At 63.7% G+C, this 19,970-nt stretch carries 19 protein-coding genes; 13 read left to right on the top strand and 6 right to left on the bottom strand.

Features of this window, described 5'->3' with window-relative positions:
* The first annotated feature begins 35 nt into the window (after window positions 1-35).
* The 9 genes from PPGU16_RS14010 (at window position 36) to pyrF (ending at window position 9,413) form a co-directional block, all read left to right on the top strand.
* Complete coding sequence (locus PPGU16_RS14010; protein ID WP_180720507.1) at window positions 36-716, top strand: 2-dehydro-3-deoxy-6-phosphogalactonate aldolase; 681 nt, start codon at window positions 36-38, stop codon at window positions 714-716.
* Entirely contained in the window at window positions 713-1,489 is a 777-nt protein-coding gene (locus PPGU16_RS14005; RefSeq protein ID WP_180720506.1) for an SDR family oxidoreductase, read from the top strand. The genes PPGU16_RS14010 and PPGU16_RS14005 overlap by 4 nt, the downstream gene beginning before the upstream one ends.
* Window positions 1,490-1,666: 177 nt before the next feature.
* Entirely contained in the window at window positions 1,667-2,665 is a 999-nt protein-coding gene (locus PPGU16_RS14000; protein WP_180720505.1) for an arabinose ABC transporter substrate-binding protein, read from the top strand.
* A gap of 146 nt (window positions 2,666-2,811) precedes the next feature.
* Window positions 2,812-4,326: an L-arabinose ABC transporter ATP-binding protein AraG gene (gene araG / locus PPGU16_RS13995; protein ID WP_180720504.1), complete on the top strand. Its 1,515-nt coding sequence runs from the start codon at window positions 2,812-2,814 to the stop codon at window positions 4,324-4,326.
* A 105-nt stretch (window positions 4,327-4,431) separates the two neighbouring features.
* Complete coding sequence (gene araH / locus PPGU16_RS13990) at window positions 4,432-5,448, top strand: L-arabinose ABC transporter permease AraH (protein ID WP_180720503.1); 1,017 nt, start codon at window positions 4,432-4,434, stop codon at window positions 5,446-5,448.
* Between the two features lie 51 nt (window positions 5,449-5,499).
* On the top strand, window positions 5,500-6,300 hold the full coding sequence (locus PPGU16_RS13985; protein WP_180720502.1) for an SDR family NAD(P)-dependent oxidoreductase: 801 nt from the start codon (window positions 5,500-5,502) through the stop codon (window positions 6,298-6,300).
* Complete coding sequence (locus PPGU16_RS13980; protein ID WP_180720501.1) at window positions 6,297-7,223, top strand: SMP-30/gluconolactonase/LRE family protein; 927 nt, start codon at window positions 6,297-6,299, stop codon at window positions 7,221-7,223. Before PPGU16_RS13985 ends, PPGU16_RS13980 begins: the two co-directional genes overlap by 4 nt.
* A gap of 211 nt (window positions 7,224-7,434) precedes the next feature.
* On the top strand, window positions 7,435-8,496 hold the full coding sequence (locus tag PPGU16_RS13975; protein WP_180720500.1) for an aldose 1-epimerase: 1,062 nt from the start codon (window positions 7,435-7,437) through the stop codon (window positions 8,494-8,496).
* Between the two features lie 101 nt (window positions 8,497-8,597).
* Entirely contained in the window at window positions 8,598-9,413 is an 816-nt protein-coding gene (gene pyrF / locus PPGU16_RS13970; protein WP_180720499.1) for an orotidine-5'-phosphate decarboxylase, read from the top strand.
* A 34-nt stretch (window positions 9,414-9,447) separates the two neighbouring features.
* Here pyrF and PPGU16_RS13965 read toward each other — a convergent pair whose 3' ends face one another.
* Genes PPGU16_RS13965 through thiL form a run of 4 tightly spaced genes read right to left on the bottom strand, consistent with a single transcriptional unit; the run spans window position 9,448 to window position 12,126 of the window.
* Window positions 9,448-9,957, bottom strand: a complete 510-nt coding sequence (locus PPGU16_RS13965; protein ID WP_180720498.1) for a cupin domain-containing protein — start codon at window positions 9,955-9,957, stop codon at window positions 9,448-9,450.
* A gap of 32 nt (window positions 9,958-9,989) precedes the next feature.
* Window positions 9,990-10,490, bottom strand: coding sequence for a CinA family protein (locus PPGU16_RS13960; RefSeq protein WP_007743603.1), 501 nt, complete (start codon window positions 10,488-10,490; stop codon window positions 9,990-9,992).
* 33 nt (window positions 10,491-10,523) lie between these two features.
* On the bottom strand, window positions 10,524-11,141 hold the full coding sequence (locus PPGU16_RS13955) for a phosphatidylglycerophosphatase A family protein (protein ID WP_180720497.1): 618 nt from the start codon (window positions 11,139-11,141) through the stop codon (window positions 10,524-10,526).
* Entirely contained in the window at window positions 11,131-12,126 is a 996-nt protein-coding gene (gene thiL / locus PPGU16_RS13950; protein ID WP_180720496.1) for a thiamine-phosphate kinase, read from the bottom strand. The genes PPGU16_RS13955 and thiL overlap by 11 nt, the downstream gene beginning before the upstream one ends.
* Before the next feature lie 250 nt (window positions 12,127-12,376).
* Between thiL and PPGU16_RS13945 the strand changes: the two genes are divergently transcribed.
* The 3 genes from PPGU16_RS13945 (at window position 12,377) to PPGU16_RS13935 (ending at window position 16,042) form a co-directional block, all read left to right on the top strand.
* On the top strand, window positions 12,377-14,671 hold the full coding sequence (locus PPGU16_RS13945) for an NADP-dependent malic enzyme (protein ID WP_180720495.1): 2,295 nt from the start codon (window positions 12,377-12,379) through the stop codon (window positions 14,669-14,671).
* Between the two features lie 383 nt (window positions 14,672-15,054).
* Window positions 15,055-15,465 (top strand): ribonuclease, encoded by a 411-nt coding sequence (locus PPGU16_RS13940; protein ID WP_180720494.1) that lies wholly within the window; start codon window positions 15,055-15,057, stop codon window positions 15,463-15,465.
* A gap of 16 nt (window positions 15,466-15,481) precedes the next feature.
* Entirely contained in the window at window positions 15,482-16,042 is a 561-nt protein-coding gene (locus PPGU16_RS13935; RefSeq protein ID WP_180720493.1) for a barstar family protein, read from the top strand.
* Between the two features lie 100 nt (window positions 16,043-16,142).
* Here the strand turns inward: PPGU16_RS13935 and PPGU16_RS13930 are convergent, their stop codons facing one another.
* Complete coding sequence (locus tag PPGU16_RS13930) at window positions 16,143-16,883, bottom strand: 16S rRNA (uracil(1498)-N(3))-methyltransferase (protein WP_180720492.1); 741 nt, start codon at window positions 16,881-16,883, stop codon at window positions 16,143-16,145.
* Window positions 16,884-16,902: 19 nt separating this feature from the next.
* Window positions 16,903-17,316: a VOC family protein gene (locus PPGU16_RS13925; protein WP_054928993.1), complete on the bottom strand. Its 414-nt coding sequence runs from the start codon at window positions 17,314-17,316 to the stop codon at window positions 16,903-16,905.
* Between the two features lie 612 nt (window positions 17,317-17,928).
* Here PPGU16_RS13925 and tkt point away from each other — a divergent pair.
* Window positions 17,929-19,947, top strand: coding sequence for a transketolase (gene tkt, locus PPGU16_RS13920; protein WP_180720491.1), 2,019 nt, complete (start codon window positions 17,929-17,931; stop codon window positions 19,945-19,947).
* Window positions 19,948-19,970 lie beyond the last annotated feature (23 nt).

The following is a 19,970-nucleotide window of genomic DNA, read 5'->3' as shown; positions in this document are numbered from 1 at the left end:
CCTGCGCCGGCGCACAACGAATCAAAGGAACCGTCATGTCACTCGATCTGAATCTGCCCGCACCGTACCAGCCGCACGCCGGCCTGATGGCCGCATTCGAAGCGTGCCCGCTGGTCGCGATTCTGCGCGGCATCACGCCCGCCGATGCCGCCGATCACGGCCGCGCACTCTACGAAGCGGGCTTTCGCATCATCGAAGTGCCGCTCAATTCGCCGAACCCGTTCGACAGCATCGCGGCGATCCGCCAGGCGTTGCCCGTCGATGCCATCATCGGCGCGGGCACGGTGCTGCGCGGCGAACTCGTGCACGACGTGAAGGCGGCGGGCGGCGAGCTGATCGTGATGCCGCACAGCGACCCCGAAGTCGTGACGACGGCGAAGTCGCTCGCGATGGCGTGCGCGCCCGGCGTCGCGACGCCGACGGAAGCCTTTATCGCGCTGAAGAACGGCGCGGACGTGCTGAAGATGTTCCCCGCCGAGCAACTCGGCTGCCAGGTCGTGAAGGCGTGGCGCGCAGTGATTCACAAGGACGTGCCGCTGCTGCCCGTCGGCGGGATCTTGCCGGACAACATGGGACCGTTCCTGTCCGCTGGCGCGAATGGTTTCGGCCTCGGCTCGGCGCTCTACAAACCCGGCCAGCCGGCGACGACGACGGCTTCGCATGCGAAGGCGTTCATCAACGGCCTGCGCATTGCGCGCGCGGGCGTGAAGAAATGAAACGGCTGCAAGGCAAGGTCGCGCTGGTGACGGGTGCGGGACGCGGCATCGGCGCGGCGATCGCGACGGCGTTCGCGCGCGAGGGCGCGGCTGTCGTGCTCGCGGAACTCGATATCGAAACCGCACAGCGCACGGCCGCCGACATTGCCGCGCAAACGGGCGGCAAGACGCTTGCCGTGCAGACGGACGTCACGCAGTCGGCGTCGGTGCAGCGCGCGGTGAGCGAAGGCGAAAAAGCGTTCGGTGCGATCGACGTGCTGGTGAACAACGCAGGCATCAACGTGTTCTGCGATCCGCTGACGATGACCGACGACGACTGGCGCCGCTGTTTCGCCGTCGATCTGGACGGCGTGTGGAACGGTTGCCGCGCGGTGCTCCCGGGAATGGTCGAGCGCGGCGCGGGCAGCATCGTGAACATCGCGTCGACACACTCGTTCAAGATCATTCCGGGCTGCTTCCCGTATCCCGTCGCGAAGCACGGCGTGATCGGCCTCACGCGCGCGCTCGGCATCGAATACGCGCCGCGCAACGTGCGCGTGAATGCGATCGCGCCGGGCTACATCGAAACGCAACTGACGCGCGACTGGTGGGACGGTCAGACGGACCCCGCCGCCGCGAAGCAGGCGACGCTCGATCTGCAGCCGATGAAGCGCATCGGCAAGCCGGAAGAAGTCGCGATGACAGCCGTATTTCTCGCGTCGGATGAAGCGCCTTTCATCAACGCGAGTTGCATCACCGTCGACGGCGGGCGCTCTGCGCTTTACCACGACTGAAAGACTGAACAAGCAAAGAACAAAGCAGTAGCGAAGGAACAGAAAAAGCAGCAAAGCCGCCCCGCAAACGGGGCGACGGTGTGAACCGCCTGACGCGCTGGCCGCGTGTGTCGGTGGCGGTACAAGAAGACGCGGCCGATAACCTTCTCGTTACTCATTAGTCAGGAGACACGCATTATGAAACGCAGAATTTTCCTCACGCTGGCAGCAGCGGCGACGGCGGTGCTGTTCAACGCACCCGTCGCGCAAGCCGCCGACCCGGTCAAGATCGGCTTCCTCGTGAAGCAGCCGGAAGAACCGTGGTTCCAGGACGAGTGGAAGTTCGCCGAAGCCGCTGCCAAAGAAAAGGGCTTCACGCTGGTGAAGATCGGCGCGCCGTCGGGCGAGAAGGTCATGAGCGCGATCGACAACCTCGCAGCGCAAAAGGCACAAGGTTTCGTGATCTGCACGCCGGACGTGAAGCTCGGACCGGGCATCGTCGCGAAGGCGAAGGCTGACAACCTGAAGATGATGACGGTGGACGACCGTCTCGTCGACGGCGCAGGCAAGCCGATCGAATCGGTGCCGCACATGGGCATCTCGGCTTACAACATCGGCAAGCAGGTTGGCGAAGGCATCGCGGCTGAAATCAAGAAGCGCGGCTGGGACATGAAGGACGTCGGCGCGATCGACGTGACCTACGAACAGCTGCCGACGGCTCATGACCGCACGGCAGGCGCCACCGACGCGCTGATCGCCGCCGGTTTCCCGAAGGCCAATATCATCGCCGCGCCGCAATCGAAGACCGACACGGAAAACGCGTTCAACGCAGCGAACATCGCGCTGACGAAGAATCCGAACTTCAAGCACTGGGTTGCCTACGGCCTGAACGACGAAGCCGTGCTCGGCGCCGTGCGCGCAGCGGAAGGCCGCGGCTTCAAGGCCGACAACATGATCGGCATCGGCATTGGCGGCTCGGACTCGGCGTTGAACGAGTTCAAGAAGCCGAACCCGACGGGCTTCTTCGGCACGGTCATCATCAGCCCGAAGCGCCACGGCGAAGAGACGTCGGACCTGATGTACGCCTGGATCACGCAAGGCAAGGAACCGCCGAAGCTCACGCTGACGACGGGCATGCTGGCCACGCGCGACAACGTCGGCGAAGTGCGTGAAAAGATGGGTCTCGCATCGAAGTAAGCGGGAATACGCGCGTGAGTGCCAGGCTGGCATTCACGCGCGAGACGGAACGGATCAGAAGCAGAGGGACCAGCCATCGTGATCGCCGCGCCATACAAACGCGCTTCGGCATGCACGAAGGTTCAATCGAAGTAACAGGAGGCAAAGTGTCAGCGACGCTGCGTTTTGACAATATCGGCAAGGTGTTTCCAGGCGTGCGTGCGCTCGACGGCATCTCTTTCGACGTGCACGCCGGCCAGGTGCACGGCCTGATGGGCGAAAACGGCGCAGGGAAATCGACCCTGCTCAAGATTCTCGGCGGTGAATATCAGCCGGATTCCGGCCGCGTGATGATCGACGGCAACGAAGTGCGTTTTGCAAGCGCAGGCGCATCGATTGCCTCGGGCATCGCGGTGATTCACCAGGAACTGCAGTACGTGCCCGATCTGACGGTATCGGAAAACCTGCTGCTCGGCCGCTTGCCGAACACGATCGGCTTCGTGAAGAAGGGCGACGCGAAGCGGTACGTGCGCGAGCAGCTCGCAGCGATGGGCGTGGATCTCGATCCGAACGCGAAGCTGCGCAAGCTCTCCATCGCGCAACGCCAGATGGTCGAAATCTGCAAGGCGCTGATGCGCAACGCCCGCGTGATCGCGCTCGACGAGCCGACCAGCTCGCTGTCGCACCGCGAAACGGAAGTGCTGTTCAAGCTGGTGCGCGATCTGCGCGCCGACAACCGCGCGCTGATCTACATCTCACACCGGATGGACGAGATCTATCAGCTGTGCGACGCGTGCACGATTTTCCGCGACGGCCGCAAGGTCGCGTCGCATCCGACGCTCGAAGGCGTGAGCCGCGACACGATCGTGGCCGAAATGGTCGGCCGCGAGATCTCGGATATCTATGGCTACCGGCCGCGCGAACTCGGCGAAGTGCGCTTCTCGGTGAAGAACATCGAAGGCGGCCCGCTCGCGGAACCGGCGAGCTTCGAAGTGCGCCGCGGCGAGATCGTCGGCTTCTTTGGTCTCGTGGGCGCGGGCCGCAGCGAACTGATGCACCTGATCTACGGCGACGATCCGAAGAAGGGCGGCGAACTGGTGCTCGACGGCAAGCCGATCAAGGTGAAGAGCGCCGGTGAAGCGATCCGCCAGGGCATCGTGCTGTGCCCGGAAGACCGCAAGGAAGAAGGCATCGTCGCGATTGCGTCGGTGTCGGAGAACATCAATATCAGCTGCCGCCGTCACTATCTGAAGGCGGGGCTGTTCCTCGATCGCAAGAAGGAAGCCGAAACGGCGGACCGTTTCATCAAGCTGCTGAAGATCAAGACGCCGAGCCGCCGGCAGAAGATCCGTTTTCTGTCGGGCGGCAACCAGCAGAAGGCGATTCTGTCGCGCTGGCTGGCCGAGCCGGATCTGCGCGTCGTGATTCTCGACGAGCCGACGCGCGGCATCGACGTCGGCGCGAAGCACGAGATTTACAACGTGATTTACGAGCTGGCCCAGCGCGGCTGCGCGATCGTGATGATTTCGTCGGAACTGCCGGAAGTGCTGGGCGTGTCCGACCGGATCCTCGTGATGCGCCAGGGGCGCATCTCCGGCGAACTGTCGCGCAGCGCCGCGACCGAGCAATCGGTGCTGAACCTCGCGCTGCCGAAGAGTTCGACGACGGCGCAGGCGGCCTGAACGCCTGGGCGCGCCGGCTGGGTGAAACGAAAACCGCAAGACATCTGTAACTGACAGGATCTACAACAGTCCTGTAACCCGTGGGGAACGGGAGGAGTGAACCAAATGCAAGCCAGAGAAAACCTCGCGCAACAGGCCGCCAAGAGCGCCGCTGAAGCGCTGATTCCGCAAGCCAACGACAAGCAGAAGTGGTGGCAGCAGATCACGGAATACAGTCTGATCGTGATCTTCGTCGTGATGTTCATCACGATGTCGCTGACCGTCGATCACTTCTTCTCGATCGAAAATATGCTGGGCCTCGCGCTGTCGATTTCGCAGATCGGCATGGTCGCGTGCACGATGATGTTCTGTCTCGCCTCGCGCGACTTCGACCTTTCCATCGGTTCGACGGTCGCCTTTGCTGGCGTGTTGTGCGCGATGGTGCTCAACGCAACGGGCAACACGTTCATCGCGATCGTCGCCGCGGTCGTGGCCGGCTCGGTGATCGGTTTCGTCAACGGCGCGGTGATCGCGTATCTGCGCATCAACGCGCTGATCACGACGCTCGCGACGATGGAAATCGTGCGCGGCCTCGGCTTCATCGTGTCGCACGGTCAGGCCGTGGGCGTGTCGTCGGACACGTTCATCGCGCTCGGCGGCCTGTCGATGTTCGGCGTGTCGCTGCCCATCTGGGTGACGCTGGTCTGCTTCATCGTGTTCGGCGTGATGCTGAATTCGACGGTGTACGGCCGTAACACGCTGGCGATCGGCGGCAATCCGGAAGCGTCGCGCCTCGCGGGTATCAACGTCGAACGCACGCGCGTCTACATCTTCCTGATCCAGGGCGCAGTGACGGCGCTGGCGGGTGTGATTCTCGCGTCGCGTATCACGTCGGGTCAGCCGAATGCCGCGGAAGGCTTCGAGCTGAACGTGATTTCGGCGTGCGTGCTGGGCGGCGTGTCGCTGCTCGGCGGCCGTGCGACGATTTCCGGCGTCGTGATCGGCGTGCTGATTATGGGCACCGTCGAAAACGTGATGAACCTGATGAACATCGACGCGTTCTATCAGTACCTCGTGCGCGGTGCGATCCTGCTCGCTGCGGTGCTGCTGGACCAGTTGAAGAACCGCGGCTCGCGCGACTGATCAGCGACTGATTTTTCTTCACACTCAACGCTACAAGAAGGAAACCGAACGATGTCGTCTCCCGCCAGCGCGAACGCGCGTGAAGAACAGGGCGTCTACGCGCGCTATCCGAGCCTCGTGGACCGCACGGTGCTGATCACGGGCGGCGCGACGGGCATCGGCGCATCGTTCGTCGAGCATTTCGTCGCGCAGGGCGCGCGCGTCGCGTTCTTCGATATCGACGAAACGGCGGGCGACGCGCTCGCCGATCAACTCGGCGATTCGCGCCACAAGCCGTTGTTTCTGCGCGTCGATCTCACCGACATCGATGCGTTGAAGAAGGCAATCGCCGACGTGCGCGCGGCGCTTGGCCCGATCGAAGTGCTCGTGAACAACGCGGCGAACGACAAGCGCCACAAGATCGAAGAGGTGACGCCCGAATCGTTCGACGCGGGTATCGCCGTCAACATCCGTCATCAGTTCTTCGCGGCGCAAGCCGTCGCGGAGGACATGAAGGCGGCGAAAAGCGGCTCGATCATCAATCTCGGCTCGATCAGCTGGATGCTGAAGAACGGCGGCTATCCCGTGTACACGCTGGCGAAGTCGGCGGTACAGGGACTCACGAAGGGGCTCGCGCGCGATCTCGGCCACTTCGGCATTCGCGTGAACGCGCTGGTGCCGGGCTGGGTGATGACGGACAAGCAAAAGCGTCTGTGGCTCGACGACGCGGGACGTCTCGCGATCAAGCAGGGTCAGTGCATCGACGCCGAACTGCTGCCCGAAGACCTCGCGCGGATGGCGTTGTTCCTCGCCGCCGACGACAGCCGCATGATTACCGCGCAGGACATCATCGTCGATGGAGGCTGGGCATGAGCGACACGATCACCAACGTTCAGGCTGCATTGCTCGTCGATTCGAAATGCACGCTGGGCGAAGGCGCGACGTGGGACGCGCGCAGCGGCCTGTTCTACTGGACGGATATTGAAGGCGCGCGGCTCTGGCGTTACGATCCGCGCGATGGCCGCAGCACGTTCTGGCGCATGCCGGAGCGCCTGTCGACGTTCGCCTTGTGCGCCGATCCGCATTACATGCTGTTGGGCCTCGCATCGCGGCTGGCTTTCTTCGACCTTGCAACGGGCGAGATCGAGCCCATCGTCGATGTCGAGCCGGGTATGAACACGCGCGTCAACGACGGTCGTTGCGATCGCCAGGGGCGCTTCGTGTTCGGCACGAAGGACGAAGCGTCGCCCGTGCAGGCGATCGGCGGGTTTTACCGGCTCAATCACGATCTGACACTCGAACGTTTGTCATTGCCATCGCCCGCGATTTCGAACAGTATCGCGTTCAGCCCCGACGGCGCGACGATGTACTTCTGCGATTCGCCGACGCTCGAAATCCGCGCCTGCGATTACCTCGCGGACGGCAGCGTCGCGAACGAGCGGCTGTTCGTGAAGCTGACCGACAAGACGGGCGAGCCCGATGGTTCGACGGTCGATAGCGAAGGCGGACTGTGGAATGCGCAGTGGGGCGGACGTCGCGTGGTGCGCTACGACGCGAACGGCGTGGAGACTGAGCGCGTCGACGTGCCGACCGTGCAGCCCAGTTGCGTGGCGCTGGGCGGCGCGCAACTCGGCACGCTGTATGTGACGAGCGCGCGCGTGGGGCTCGACGCCCAGGCGCTGGCGGGCGATACGCGCGCCGGCGGCGTGTATGTCGCGACGCAGGGCCGGCGTGGTTTGCCAGAGCCGGTGTTCAAGGGGTCGCCTGCGGGGCTTGCGGCAAGACGCGGCGCTTAAGGCGAGCGAACTGAAGCAATTGAACTGAAGCAAGCGAACTAAAACATTTTGGCAGTATCCGAAGCAGGGAAGTCCACGCCCCGAAGGCAGTCCGATCGGGGCGTGCAGCAAAATTCAGGAGGCGGCCGCTACGACGCGCCGCCCGCACAAGCAGCCATCTGTTCTCCGATGCGCCGATCATGCCGTCCGATGCCTCTCGTGGGAGTTTGATATGACTGTCGCGAATTCCGCTGTCCCATCGTCTCCACAATCCCGCGCGCGCCGCGCCCGGCTCGCGGCCACCGTGCAGCCGGTGCTGGCCGGGCCGAGCACGTCCGCGGTCGCGGTCGGCGCGGGAAGCGCCGCCGACGTTGCGTGCGTGACGCTCGCCAATTCGCTGCTGCGGCTCGATGTGGCGCCGTCCCTGGGCGGCGGCATCACGCGCTTCGACTTTCGCAACGAAGGCACGCTCGTGCCCGTGTTCCGGCGCTGCCGCCATGTCGGTGCAGGCACGGATGCCAATGACCTCGCCTGCTATTCGCTGCTGCCGTATTCGAACCGGATCGGCGGCGGGCAATTCATGCTCGGCGAGCGCGCCATCGACGTGCCGTGCAACCGCGCGGGCGAGCCGCTGCCGATTCACGGCGACGGCTGGCTCGCGAACTGGACTATCGCGGCCGCCGACGCCGAAAACCTCACACTGACGCTCGACCGTCGCGACGGCAAGCCGTACGCGTATCGCGCGACGCAGACTTACGCGCTCGACGGCTCGACGCTCGTCATCACGCTCGAAGTCGAAAACACTGGCCGTGAGGCGATGCCGTTCGGCCTCGGCGTGCATCCGTTTCTGGTGCGCGATGCCGACACGCAACTGTCGGCGGCTGCGGCGGGCTTGTGGCTGTCGGACGACGACTGGCTGCCCGTGCGCCATGTACCCGTGCCGCCTGCGTGGCAGTTCGGCGTTGCGTATCCGTTGCCACGTACGCTCGTCAATCACGCGTTCACTGGCTGGAGCGGGCATGCGACGGTTGTGTGGCCGAAGCGCCGCCTGTCGCTGACGATGTCGTCGAGCACCGAGTACTACATTCTCTACACGCCGACGTCGAAAGACTTCTTCTGCTTCGAACCCGTCGATCACCCGATCAACGCGATGAACCTGCCGGGCGGTGCCGCCGACAACGGCATGACGATGCTCGCGCGCGGTGAGCGGCTTACGCGCTCGTTCAGCTTTGCGGTAGAACGCACGGGGCTGCGCGCAATGGCGGGCGGGCGCGCGGCGAAGCGCGGGTCGTAAGGGCGGACAGCCGCAACGGGCCGGTAGCGGATGCGGCCTGCGTGGCGCCGCGCGAGTAAAATACGCGGCTCATCCGTTACCCGCGCGCCGCGAGATTTTCTATGTCCACATTCATCCAGACGCTCGACCACGCATGGCACACGACGAATTCGTTGCTATGCGTCGGCCTCGATCCCGAGCCGACCCGGTTTCCCGGCGCGTACGCCAACCGTTCTGACGCGATCTTCGATTTCTGCAAGAAGATCGTCGATGCGACGGCGCCTTACGCATCGTCGTTCAAGCCGCAGATTGCCTACTTCGCCGCGCATCGGGCCGAAGAGCAACTCGAACAGCTGATCGCGCACATTCATCTGAAGCATCCGGGCCTGCCCGTGATTCTCGACGCGAAGCGCGGCGATATCGGCAGCACGGCCGAGCAGTACGCGCGCGAGGCGTTCGACCGTTATCGTGCCGATGCCGTCACGGTGAATCCGTACATGGGCTTCGATTCGATCGAACCGTATCTGGAGCACGACGGCAAGGGCGTGATCGTGCTGTGCCGGACGTCGAATCCGGGTGGCTCGGACCTGCAGTTTCTCGAGACGGAGGGCCGTCCGCTGTATCAGACGGTCGCGCGGCTTGCGGCGGAAAAGTGGAACGCGAAAGGCCAGCTGGGTCTGGTGGTCGGCGCGACGTTCCCGAAGGAAATCGAAGTGGTGCGCGGCATCGTCGGCGACATGCCGCTGCTGATTCCGGGCATCGGCGCGCAAGGCGGCGATGTCGAGGCGACCGTCCGGGCGGGACGCACGGCAGCGGGCGCGGGCATGCTGATCAATTCGTCGCGTGCGATTCTGTACGCGGGCAAGGGCGACGATTGGGTCGAAGCCGCCGCGCAGGCCGCGAAGGATACGCGCGACCGGATCAACGCGTTTCGTTAAAGCGCGGCTTTCGTGCTGAGAAGGCCGGTCCCGGTCAGGCGCCGGCCGGCCCGAGCTTTTCGATCAAATCCCGATGCTGCGGATAGTCGCGCAGCAACGCGTCGACATCCGCAATCTCGAACTCGCTGAACTCGAACCCCGGCGCAACCGTGCAGCCGACGAGCGCAACGCTCGCCGTGTCGTCGCACTGCGCGGCGAACCACTTGCCGGACGCCACGACGGCCTGAAAGACGCAATCGGCGTGTTCGAGCGCGTTGCCCAGACGATGAACCGTGAGCGCGCCGTCGCCTTCCAGCACGTAGACGTTGAGCGGATCGCCGGCATAGAAATGCCAGACTTCGTCCGACTGGATGCGATGCCACGCGGAGTGCGCGCCGTCGCAAAGCAGGTAGTAGATCGCCGTGGAGGCGGAGCGGGAATCGGCGGAATGTGTACGCCGGATCGCGTCGGACGAGCGGTACGTCTCGCGAAAGAACCCGCCTTCGGGATGCGGCTGGAGATCGAAGCGGCGGATCAGTTCATCGCGGTCGATGTGACGGGCCATGATGTCCTGCTGTGGTTGAAGAACCGGAAAGCTCAACGCTCGCGCTCGTCGAGCAAGGTCAACAGCCCGCGCAATGCGTGCGTCGCCGCCTGTACGCGCACGCGTTCGCGGTCGCCCTTGAACACGAGTGTCTCGACGACGGTATGCAGCCGGTTGCTCCATCCGAAGCACACCATGCCGACCGGCTTCGTCTCGGTGCCGCCGCCGGGGCCCGCCACGCCCGTGATGGACAGCGCGACCTGAGCCCGGGAATTCCGCAACGCCCCTTCGACCATGGCCCGCGCGACAGGCTCGGACACGGCGCCATGCTTCTCGATGAGATCGGGCGGCACGCCGATCATCTCGCTCTTGGCCTGGTTCGAGTACGTGACGAAGCCGCGCTCGAACCATCCGCTGCTGCCGGAGATATCGGTGATGGCCGTCGCGACCATGCCACCCGTGCAGGATTCAGCCGTGGCAAGCATCAGCCGTTCGTCGCGCAGACGATTGCCGGCGCGAATGGCGAGTTGGTGAACGACGGAATCGGTAGCCATGCTGGACTCGGGTAAGGGAAACGCAGGAAACGATCAGACCGACATCCGCCAAAGCGCAACGACGAGCAACGTGAAGAACGCCGCGACGAGATCGTCGAACATGATGCCAAAGCCGCCTTTCAGTCTGCGGTCGAAATAACGGATGGGCGGCGGCTTCACCATGTCGAAGAAGCGGAAGACGATGAATGCCCACAACTGTCCGGTGAAGCTGGCGGGCGTCACGATCAGCAGCACCAGCCAGAACGCGACGATCTCGTCCCACACGACGGGCGACGGATCTTCGATGCCGAGCCGGTTCGCGGTGAAGCTGCAAATGCCGATGCCCGCGATAAAACCGACGACGATCAGAATGCCCCATTCGATGACGGTCAGCTGCGCGCTGAACGCAGCGAACGATGCCCAGGCGAACAGGGTTCCGAACGTGCCGGGCGCAATCGGCGACAGGCCGCTGCCGAAACCCAGCGACAAGATATGCAACGGATGTGACAGCATGAAGCGCGCGGTCGCGCGGCGGGGCCGCGGCGCTCGCGGTTCACCGTTCGACGTGCCTTCAGGCTTACCGTCGGGTGTGCCGCCGGATGGGACGGGCTGTCCGCCTGTTGGCGCGTCGGAGAAACTGCCGGCCGGGCCAAGCGAGGATTCATTCTGCATGGAAATGATCGAAGCCTTGCAACGTCAATGTAAGTGGAGCGCCTGACGCGTCGTGCCACGAGATCGCGGGCACGGCATCGGCCGCATCGAGTGGAGTTATTGTACCGACGCGTGTCACGGGCACACGCGCCTGTTGACCGGCTGCAACGACTTCGGCGCGCGCGGATGGCGGCGCAGTGAAGCACAACTCGTAATCGTCGCCGCCCGCGATCGTGCAGCGGCGCTGGATATCCATGGCGAGGCGGCGCAGCGCATCGGAGCGTGGTAGTGCGTCGGCGTCGACGGTGGCATTCACATGCGAGCGTTCGAGGATGTGCATCAGGTCGCCCGCCAGGCCGTCGGAAAGATCGAGCGCGGCGCGCGCCACGCCGCGCAACGCGAGACCCAGCGCGACGCGCGGCTCGGGCAGCTCCATGGCGCGGCGGAATGTCGCAGCGTCGCTGGCATCGGCGGACCACTCGTCGCGTTGCACGCCGAGACTCGCGCGCGCATCGCCCAGCGTGCCGGATACCCAGATGTCGTCGCCGGGTTGCGCGGCGTCGCGCCGCAGCGCGCTCTGCGGCGGCACCGAGCCGAACACGGTGATGCACAGATTCAGCGGGCCACCCGTCGTATCGCCGCCGACCAGTTCGCAGCCGTGCCGCTCCGCGAGTTCGAAGAGGCCATCGCTGAACGCGGACAGCCAGTTGGCGTCGGCTTTCGGCAGCGAGAACGCGAGCGTGAACGCCTGCGGCTTTGCGCCCATCGCCGCGAGGTCCGACAGATTGACGGCGAGCGCCTTGTGGCCGAGCGCCTTCGGATCGACGTCAGGAAAGAAGTGGCGGCCTTCGACCAGCATGTCCGTCGAAATGGCAAGCATCTCGCCGGCGGGCGGCGCGAGCAGTGCGCAATCGTCACCGATGCCAAGGACAGCACGCTGCGGGTAAGTCGAACCCGACGCGCGGCGCGCGAAGAAGCGGTCGATCAGCGAAAACTCTGAAAGCATAAATAAGGCGGATGAGTGCGAAAGACAGCGGAAGCGGGTGGATGAATGCGCCCAAGAAACGCTAATCGAAGCTAACACGACGCTAAAGGCGCGCATTGTAGTCGCGGCGCGGAACCCAACAAAACGATGTGCATTCCTTTCACGCTGTTTCGGTCCCGGCACTTGCACCCGGATTGCAGGGTTCGACTTTTGGGATTGGCGCTACAATGCGATCGAACATCTATTCTAATCCGCACTTCCAAGTCCGCTTATGTCGACTCCCGTCAATACCAAACTCCGTGAAGCCGCTCTTGATTATCACGAATTCCCGACCCCCGGGAAGATCGCGATTGCCCCGACCAAGCAGATGATCAACCAGCGCGACCTCGCGCTGGCTTACTCGCCGGGCGTTGCGTTCGCGTGCGAGGCGATCGTCGAAAACCCGCTGAATGCGGCGCGCTTCACGGCGCGCAGCAACCTCGTCGGCGTCGTGTCGAACGGCACCGCGGTGCTGGGCCTCGGCAACATCGGGCCGCTCGCGTCGAAGCCGGTCATGGAAGGCAAGGCCGTCCTGTTCAAGAAGTTCGCCGGTATCGACGTGTTCGACATCGAGCTGAACGAATCGGACCCGCACAAGCTGGTCGAAGTGATTGCGGCGCTCGAGCCGACCTTCGGCGGCATCAACCTTGAAGACATCAAGGCGCCGGACTGCTTCATCGTCGAGCGCGAATGCCGCAAGCGCATGAAGATTCCCGTCTTCCACGACGACCAGCACGGTACGGCGATCGTCGTTGCGGCGGCTGTGACGAACGGTCTCAAGGTGGTCGGCAAGAGCATCAAGGAAGTGAAGCTGGTTGCGTCGGGCGCGGGCGCCGCGTCGCTGGCGTGTCTGAACCTGCTGGTCGATCTCGGCATGCCGCTCGAGAACATCTACGTGACCGACCTCGCCGGCGTGGTCTACAAGGGCCGCACGGAACTGATGGACCCGGACAAGGAGCGCTTCGCGCGCGAAACGGACGCACGCACGCTGGCGGAAGTGATGGGCGGCGCGGACGTGTTTCTCGGCCTGTCGGCGGGTGGCGTGCTCAAGCAGGACATGGTCAAGCAGATGGCCGACAAGCCGCTGATTCTCGCGCTTGCCAACCCGACGCCGGAAATCCTGCCGGAACTCGCGCTGGAAGTGCGCCCCGACGCCGTGCTCGCGACGGGCCGCACCGACTATCCGAACCAGGTCAACAACGTTCTGTGCTTCCCGTTCATCTTCCGCGGCGCGCTCGACGTCGGCGCGACGGTGATTACGAAGGAAATGGAAATTGCCGCGGTCAACGCGATCGCGGAACTGGCTCGCCAGGAACAATCTGACATCGTCGCGACGGCTTACGGTATTCAGGATCTGTCGTTCGGTCCGGAATATCTGATTCCGAAGCCTTTCGATCCGCGCCTGATCGTCCAGATCGCGCCTGCCGTTGCGCAGGCCGCGATGGACTCGGGCGTCGCCACGCGTCCGATCGAGGACATGGAGGCGTACAAGCAGCATCTGCAGCAGTTCGTCTACCACAGCGGCACGACGATGAAGCCGATCTTCCAGCTCGCGCGCGGCGTCGAGCCGGAGAAGAAGCGCATCGTGTTCGCGGAAGGCGAAGAAGAGCGCGTGCTGCGCGCGGTGCAGATCGCCGTCGACGAAAAGCTCGCGAAGCCGATCCTGATCGGCCGTCCGGCTGTGATCGAACAACGTATCGCGAAGTACGGCCTGCGTCTGGTGAACGGCCAGGACTACACGATCGTCAACACCGACCACGACGAGCGCTACCGCGACTTCTGGCAGACGTATCACAAGATGATGGCGCGCAAGGGCTTCACCGAGCAGATGGCGAAGCTGGAAATGCGCCGCCGCACGACGCTGATCGGGTCGATGCTGGTGAAGAAGGGTCATGCCGACGGCATGATCTGCGGCACGGTCAGCACGACGCACCGCCACCTGCACTTCATCGATCAGGTGATCGGCAAGAAAGAAGGCGCGAAGGTCTACGCAGCGATGAACGCGCTGGTGCTGCCGAACCGCCAGATTTTCCTCGTCGATACGCACGTGAACGTCGATCCGACGGCGGAAGAACTGGCCGAGATCACGATCATGGCGGCGGAAGAGGTGCAGCGCTTCGGCATCGAGCCGAAGATCGCGCTGCTGTCGCACTCGAATTTCGGCACGAGCAACGCGCCTTCTGCACAGAAAATGCGCGATGTGCTGGCGATCTTGCAGGAACGTGCGCCGCATCTGCAGGTGGACGGCGAAATGCACGGCGACCTCGCACTCGACGCGAACCTGCGCAAGGAAATCCTCGCGGATTCGACGCTGGAAGGCGACGCGAACCTGCTGGTGCTGCCGAACATCGACGCCGCCAACATCTCCTACAACCTGCTGAAGACGGCAGCCGGAAACAACATCGCGATCGGGCCGATCCTGCTCGGCGCGGCGCAGCCGGTGCACGTGCTGACGCCTTCGGCAACGGTTCGCCGGATCGTCAACATGACGGCGCTGCTCGTCGCCGATGTGAACGCTACGCGTTAAATCTGTCGTTGTTTCGGCGCGGGCTGTTTGTTTTTAGCCCGCGCAGGCAAAAAAAGAGGCGTGCCCGCAATGGGCACGCCTTCGAGCAATGGCTGGGGATTAGCCATCCCGCAAAAGGCAGACGCGTGACATGAATCCGTTGTGCGAACTGTCCGGACGACGAGGCATGAACGTCGTCCAACATCTTGCCTTAGGGATAACTTTATCTCACCTGGGCTAAAAACTTTGTCAAGATGTGTCATTTCCGGCGTCGGCGCTCTGCCGGTTTCGCCTGGACGGCCTTTCGTCCGACCAATGAACATTGATTCCAAAAGACATTAGCGATACCCTTACGACTTTCATGGTCGTCAAACTCGTTAGTCAACAGCGGGAATTCTGGACTCATGGCACGCAAGTGGCTCCGCGACGGCGTGCTGATCGCCGGCTTGACGGTTGGCGGCCTGGTCTGTGGCTCAGGCGGCTTTCCGGCAGGCGCCCTGGCCCGGGAAGCACAGCAGGAACAGGCCGGAGGCACCATCGCGGTGGCGCAATTGCCGCCGCAAGCTGTCACCACATTGAACTTGATTGCAGCTGGCGGGCCTTATCCGTATGAGAAGGACGGCGTCGTATTCGGCAATCGTGAGCGGTTGCTGCCGCCGCACCGGCGCGGCTATTACCACGAATACACCGTTCCCACGCCAGGCGCCCGCGACCGCGGCGCACGCCGCATAGTCTGTGGAGGCCCGCTCAGGCGGACCACCAATTGTTATTACTCAGACGACCACTACGCCAGTTTTAATCGCATTATTGAATGACATCGGGATAATCGGCATGAGCGACAACGTCTACGCGCACGACTCGAAAGTCGCGACGGATTTTCTCGCGGCCGGCGACGGCAATATGTTCCAGCGCGTCATGCAGATGCGCGATGCCGGCCAGGTCCGTGACGTCCAGAACGAAGCCAGTACGGGCCTTTCATCGGAAGAGGAGCGCATGAGTCTTTTCCAGACCGTACGACCGAACATCGTGCAGTCGATCCGCGCGTTCCGCGTGCAGGATCTCGCCGACGAAGCCAGTCGGCTCGGTCAGCATTTCCTCTACGCATTTGTGGGCAATGCCCAGTCCAAGCAGGAAGTGATGGAAACGATCGCGACGTCGTTCCTGTTTCCGAAGCATTTCGGCAAGAATTACGACGCGCTGTACGACTCGCTGACTGACCTCGTTCACAAGGCTGGCTCGCAGCCGGGATTCGTCATCGTGCTCGAAGCGCTGCCTATCGCGATCAAATTCGACAAGGAAGCGCGCGAAACGCTGCTCGACGTGTTCCGTGAAGCGGCGGAATTCTGGGCCGAGCGCAAGGTGGCGTTCCGGGTGTTTTACTCGTTTGCCTGAGTTTGATCTGGAATAAGAAAGGCCCGCCGGTTGGCGGGCCTTTTGCATTCTTGCGCGGACTTACTTCGGACGAAGGCGCCGCGAGACTGCCTTGCTTTGTTTACCAGCCGCCCCAGCGCGCAGCCAGCGCGGACAGTACGGCGATGCCTGCCGTCTCGGTTCGCAGCACGCGCGGGCCGAGACCGACAGCCGTGAAACCGTGGCCTGCCGCCGCTGCTTCTTCGGCAGCCGAAAAGCCGCCTTCCGGGCCGACCAGCACCAGCGCGCGAACTGCTGGCGGCTCGCTGGGCAGGGCGGAGAAGGGCACGCTCGCGCGCGGCGACAGCAGCAGGCGCAACTCACCGTCGACGGGCTGCTTCGGCATCGAGCTGAGCCACGTGGCGAGTTCGCGCGTCGGCATCACTTCGGGCAGGCGGTTGCGCCCGCACTGCTCGCACGACGCCTGCACGATCCGCTGCCAGTGAACCTGGCGGCGCTGCGCGCGCTCGCCGGACAGGCGCACGACGCTGCGCGTGGTCGTGAGCGGGACGAATTCGGAGGCGCCGAGTTCGGTCGCCTTTTCGATCAGCCAGTCCATCTTGTCGCTGCCGGCGATACCTTGCGCCAGCGTCAACTGATAGGGCGGTTCAGCCTCGACCTCACGGAACGGGCCGATCCGGACAATGGTTCCATGTCGATCCATATCGACGATTTCGGCGCCGTATTCACCGCCGGTGCCGTTGAACAGGCTCACGGTGTCGCCCGGTTGCAGACGCAGGACACGCACGTGCCGGTTGACTTCATCCGGCAGAGAAACGATGTCGTCGGTTTTGAACGGGGTGCCGACGAAGAAGCGAGGCATAAGGAAAGTTCTCATTCATTCAAGACAGATGGCAGGCTAACGCCCAGCGGTAGCCGTCGAGATCTTCGATCTGGGCAAATCGATCGCCCCAGAACTGATCTTGCGGTTCGCTCAGCGACCTGGCGCCGGCCGCAATGGCCCGCGCATAGACCGTGTCGACATCGTCGACATAAAGGTAAAACGATTGAGGAGCCGTCGTGGCGGCGCTTTTCGGCGTTTTCGCCGTCGAGCCGAATGCGCCTTCCGGCGCGAACATCACGATCAATTGATCCTGATACGTCATCTCGACATGCATGACAGCGCCGTCGTCATGCACGCTGTCCCGGACCCGGAAACCAAACGCCGCCTCGAAGAACGCGATCGAGGTGCGCGCGTCGCGGACGGTCAGATACGGCGTCAGCCACGGCACTCCGGCTGGGCGTGAGGCAGTCATCGAACTCTCCTGAACCAGTGGGTCGTCATGACATCGCCTTCGCTACCAGTGTGTGCCTTGAGGCGGCCGGTGCCGAAGAAGCGATGAATTTTGCAGCAGTCTCATAGCTAACGCTCTAAGAATCGGCTTAGTTTATCGCTGGATACGCGACGAACGGCGAATAATGAAGCGCGTGGTGACATTTCCAGCGTCAGGCGCCTCCGAATTTTCGCAGCATCTTGCCGGGAAAATCGCGCGGATTGTGCTTGCCTTGCGGATTCGTGAATGGTGTCAACACAGAGAATGATTCAGAGAGTGCCGCAAAAGTTCTGAAGATTGCACGCTATCAAACGCGCGCAAGCGGATGGCAGATTCAGTCTGCATGACGCCGCGACGGCTTTCGCAGCGTGTGCCAGCCGGGCGGCCATGCGCGCCGGATCGCGCGGAAACGCCCGTCCTATGGCCGAAGAGGAGCCCGGCTATCTGTTAGAATATCCCGCTTTGCAGCCCTGTCCGTTTGCTCTGCCCGCCTCGCGTCTCCCGGCGCCGCACCGTGCGCCGAAGCAGACTGGCCGCGCGGCTTCCGGACCATCAACGGCGCCTCCGCTTTTTGGACCATTCTCCGGAATCGACATGACGACCTCGTCTCCCGCCCCCACCTCCCTGATGGCCAACGCGATCCGCGCGCTCGCCATGGATGCCGTTCAACAAGCGAACTCCGGTCACCCGGGCATGCCGATGGGCATGGCCGAGATTGGTGTTGCGCTGTGGTCGCGGCACCTGCGCCACAACCCGAAAAACCCGCATTGGTCCGATCGCGACCGCTTCGTGCTGTCGAACGGCCACGGCTCGATGCTGCTGTACTCGCTGCTGCATCTGACGGGTTACGACCTGCCGATGGAAGAGCTGAAGAACTTCCGTCAACTGCATTCGAAGACGCCGGGCCACCCGGAATACGGCATCACGCCGGGCGTCGAGACGACCACGGGCCCGCTCGGCCAGGGTCTGGCGAACTCGGTCGGCATGGCGCTCGCCGAGTCGCTGCTGGCGAACGAATTCAACAAGCCTGACGCGAAGATCGTCGATCACCACACGTACGTGTTCCTCGGCGACGGCTGCCTGATGGAAGGCATCTCGCACGAAGCCTGTTCGCTCGCGGGCGTGCTGAAGCTGAACAAGCTGATCGCGTTCTACGACGACAACGGCATTTCGATCGACGGCGAAGTGATCCACTGGTTCCACGACGACACGCCGAAGCGTTTCGAGGCATACGGCTGGAACGTGATCCCGGGCGTGATCGGTCACGATGTCGACGCCGTCGACGCCGCGATCCAGAAGGCGAAGCAATCGGACAAGCCGACGCTGATCTGCTGCAAGACCGTGATCGGCGAGGGCTCGCCGAACAAGGCCGGCACGCACGACGTGCACGGCGCGGCGCTGGGCGAAAAGGAAGTCGCGGCCGTGCGCGAGAAGCTCGGCTGGCACTATCCGCCGTTCGTGATTCCGCCGGAAGTCTACGCAGCGTGGGACGCGAAGGAGAAGGGCGCGAAGATCGAAGGCGAATGGAACGACGCGTTCGCCGCCTACCGCGCCAAGTACCCGCAGGAAGCCGCTGATTTCGAGCGCCGCATGGCGAACAAGCTCCCCGCCGACTGGGCGGAGAAGGCGCAGGCGATCATCGCCGGCGCGAACGAGCGCGCTGAAACCATTGCGACCCGCAAGGCGTCGCAGCAGGCTATCGAAGGTCTCGTGGCCGTGCTGCCGGAACTCGTCGGCGGCTCGGCTGACCTGACGGGCTCGAACCTGACCAACTGGAAGGCCGCGAAGTACGTGCGCGTCGGCGAAAACGGCGCGGCGGGCGACTACGTCAACTACGGCGTGCGCGAATTCGGCATGAGCGCGGCCATCAACGGCCTCGCGGTGCACGGTGGCCACAAGGCGTTCGGTGGCACGTTCCTGACGTTCTCGGACTACAGCCGCAACGCGCTGCGCGTCGCCGCGCTGATGAAGTCGCCGTCCATCTTCGTGTTCACGCACGACTCGATCGGCCTCGGCGAAGACGGTCCGACTCACCAGTCGATCGAACACGTCTCGAGCCTGCGTCTGATTCCGCACATGGAAGTGTGGCGTCCGGCGGATACCGTCGAAACGGCCGTCGCATGGACGCAGGCCGTCGAACATCACGGTCCGTCGTGCCTGATCTTCAGCCGTCAGAACCTCGCGTTCAATCCGCGCACGGATGCGCAGATCGCGAACATCGCGAAGGGCGGTTACGTGCTGAAGGACTGGAACGAGGACATTCCCGCGCGCAAGATCATCCTGATCGCGACGGGTTCGGAAGTCGAACTGGCGATGAAGGCGGTCGAGCCGCTCGCGCGTGAAGGCATCGCGGCACGCGTCGTGTCGATGCCCGCCACGACCACGTTCGACAAGCAGGACGCCGAGTACCGCGAGCGCGTGCTGCCGCACGGCGTGCGCCGCGTCGCGATTGAAGCGGGCGTGACGGACTTCTGGCGCAAGTATGTCGGCCTGGAAGGCGGCGTCGTCGGTATCGACGTGTTCGGCGAGTCCGCGCCGGCCGGCGAGCTGTTCAAATATTTCGGCTTCACCGTCGAGAAGGTTGTCGAGACGGCCAAGGCCGCACTCGGCTAATTGCGCATCGTGTCATGCGCGCC

The organism is Paraburkholderia largidicola, assembly GCF_013426895.1.
GTDB lineage: Bacteria > Pseudomonadota > Gammaproteobacteria > Burkholderiales > Burkholderiaceae > Paraburkholderia > Paraburkholderia largidicola.
This window is presented reverse-complemented; position numbering and strand designations above follow the sequence as displayed.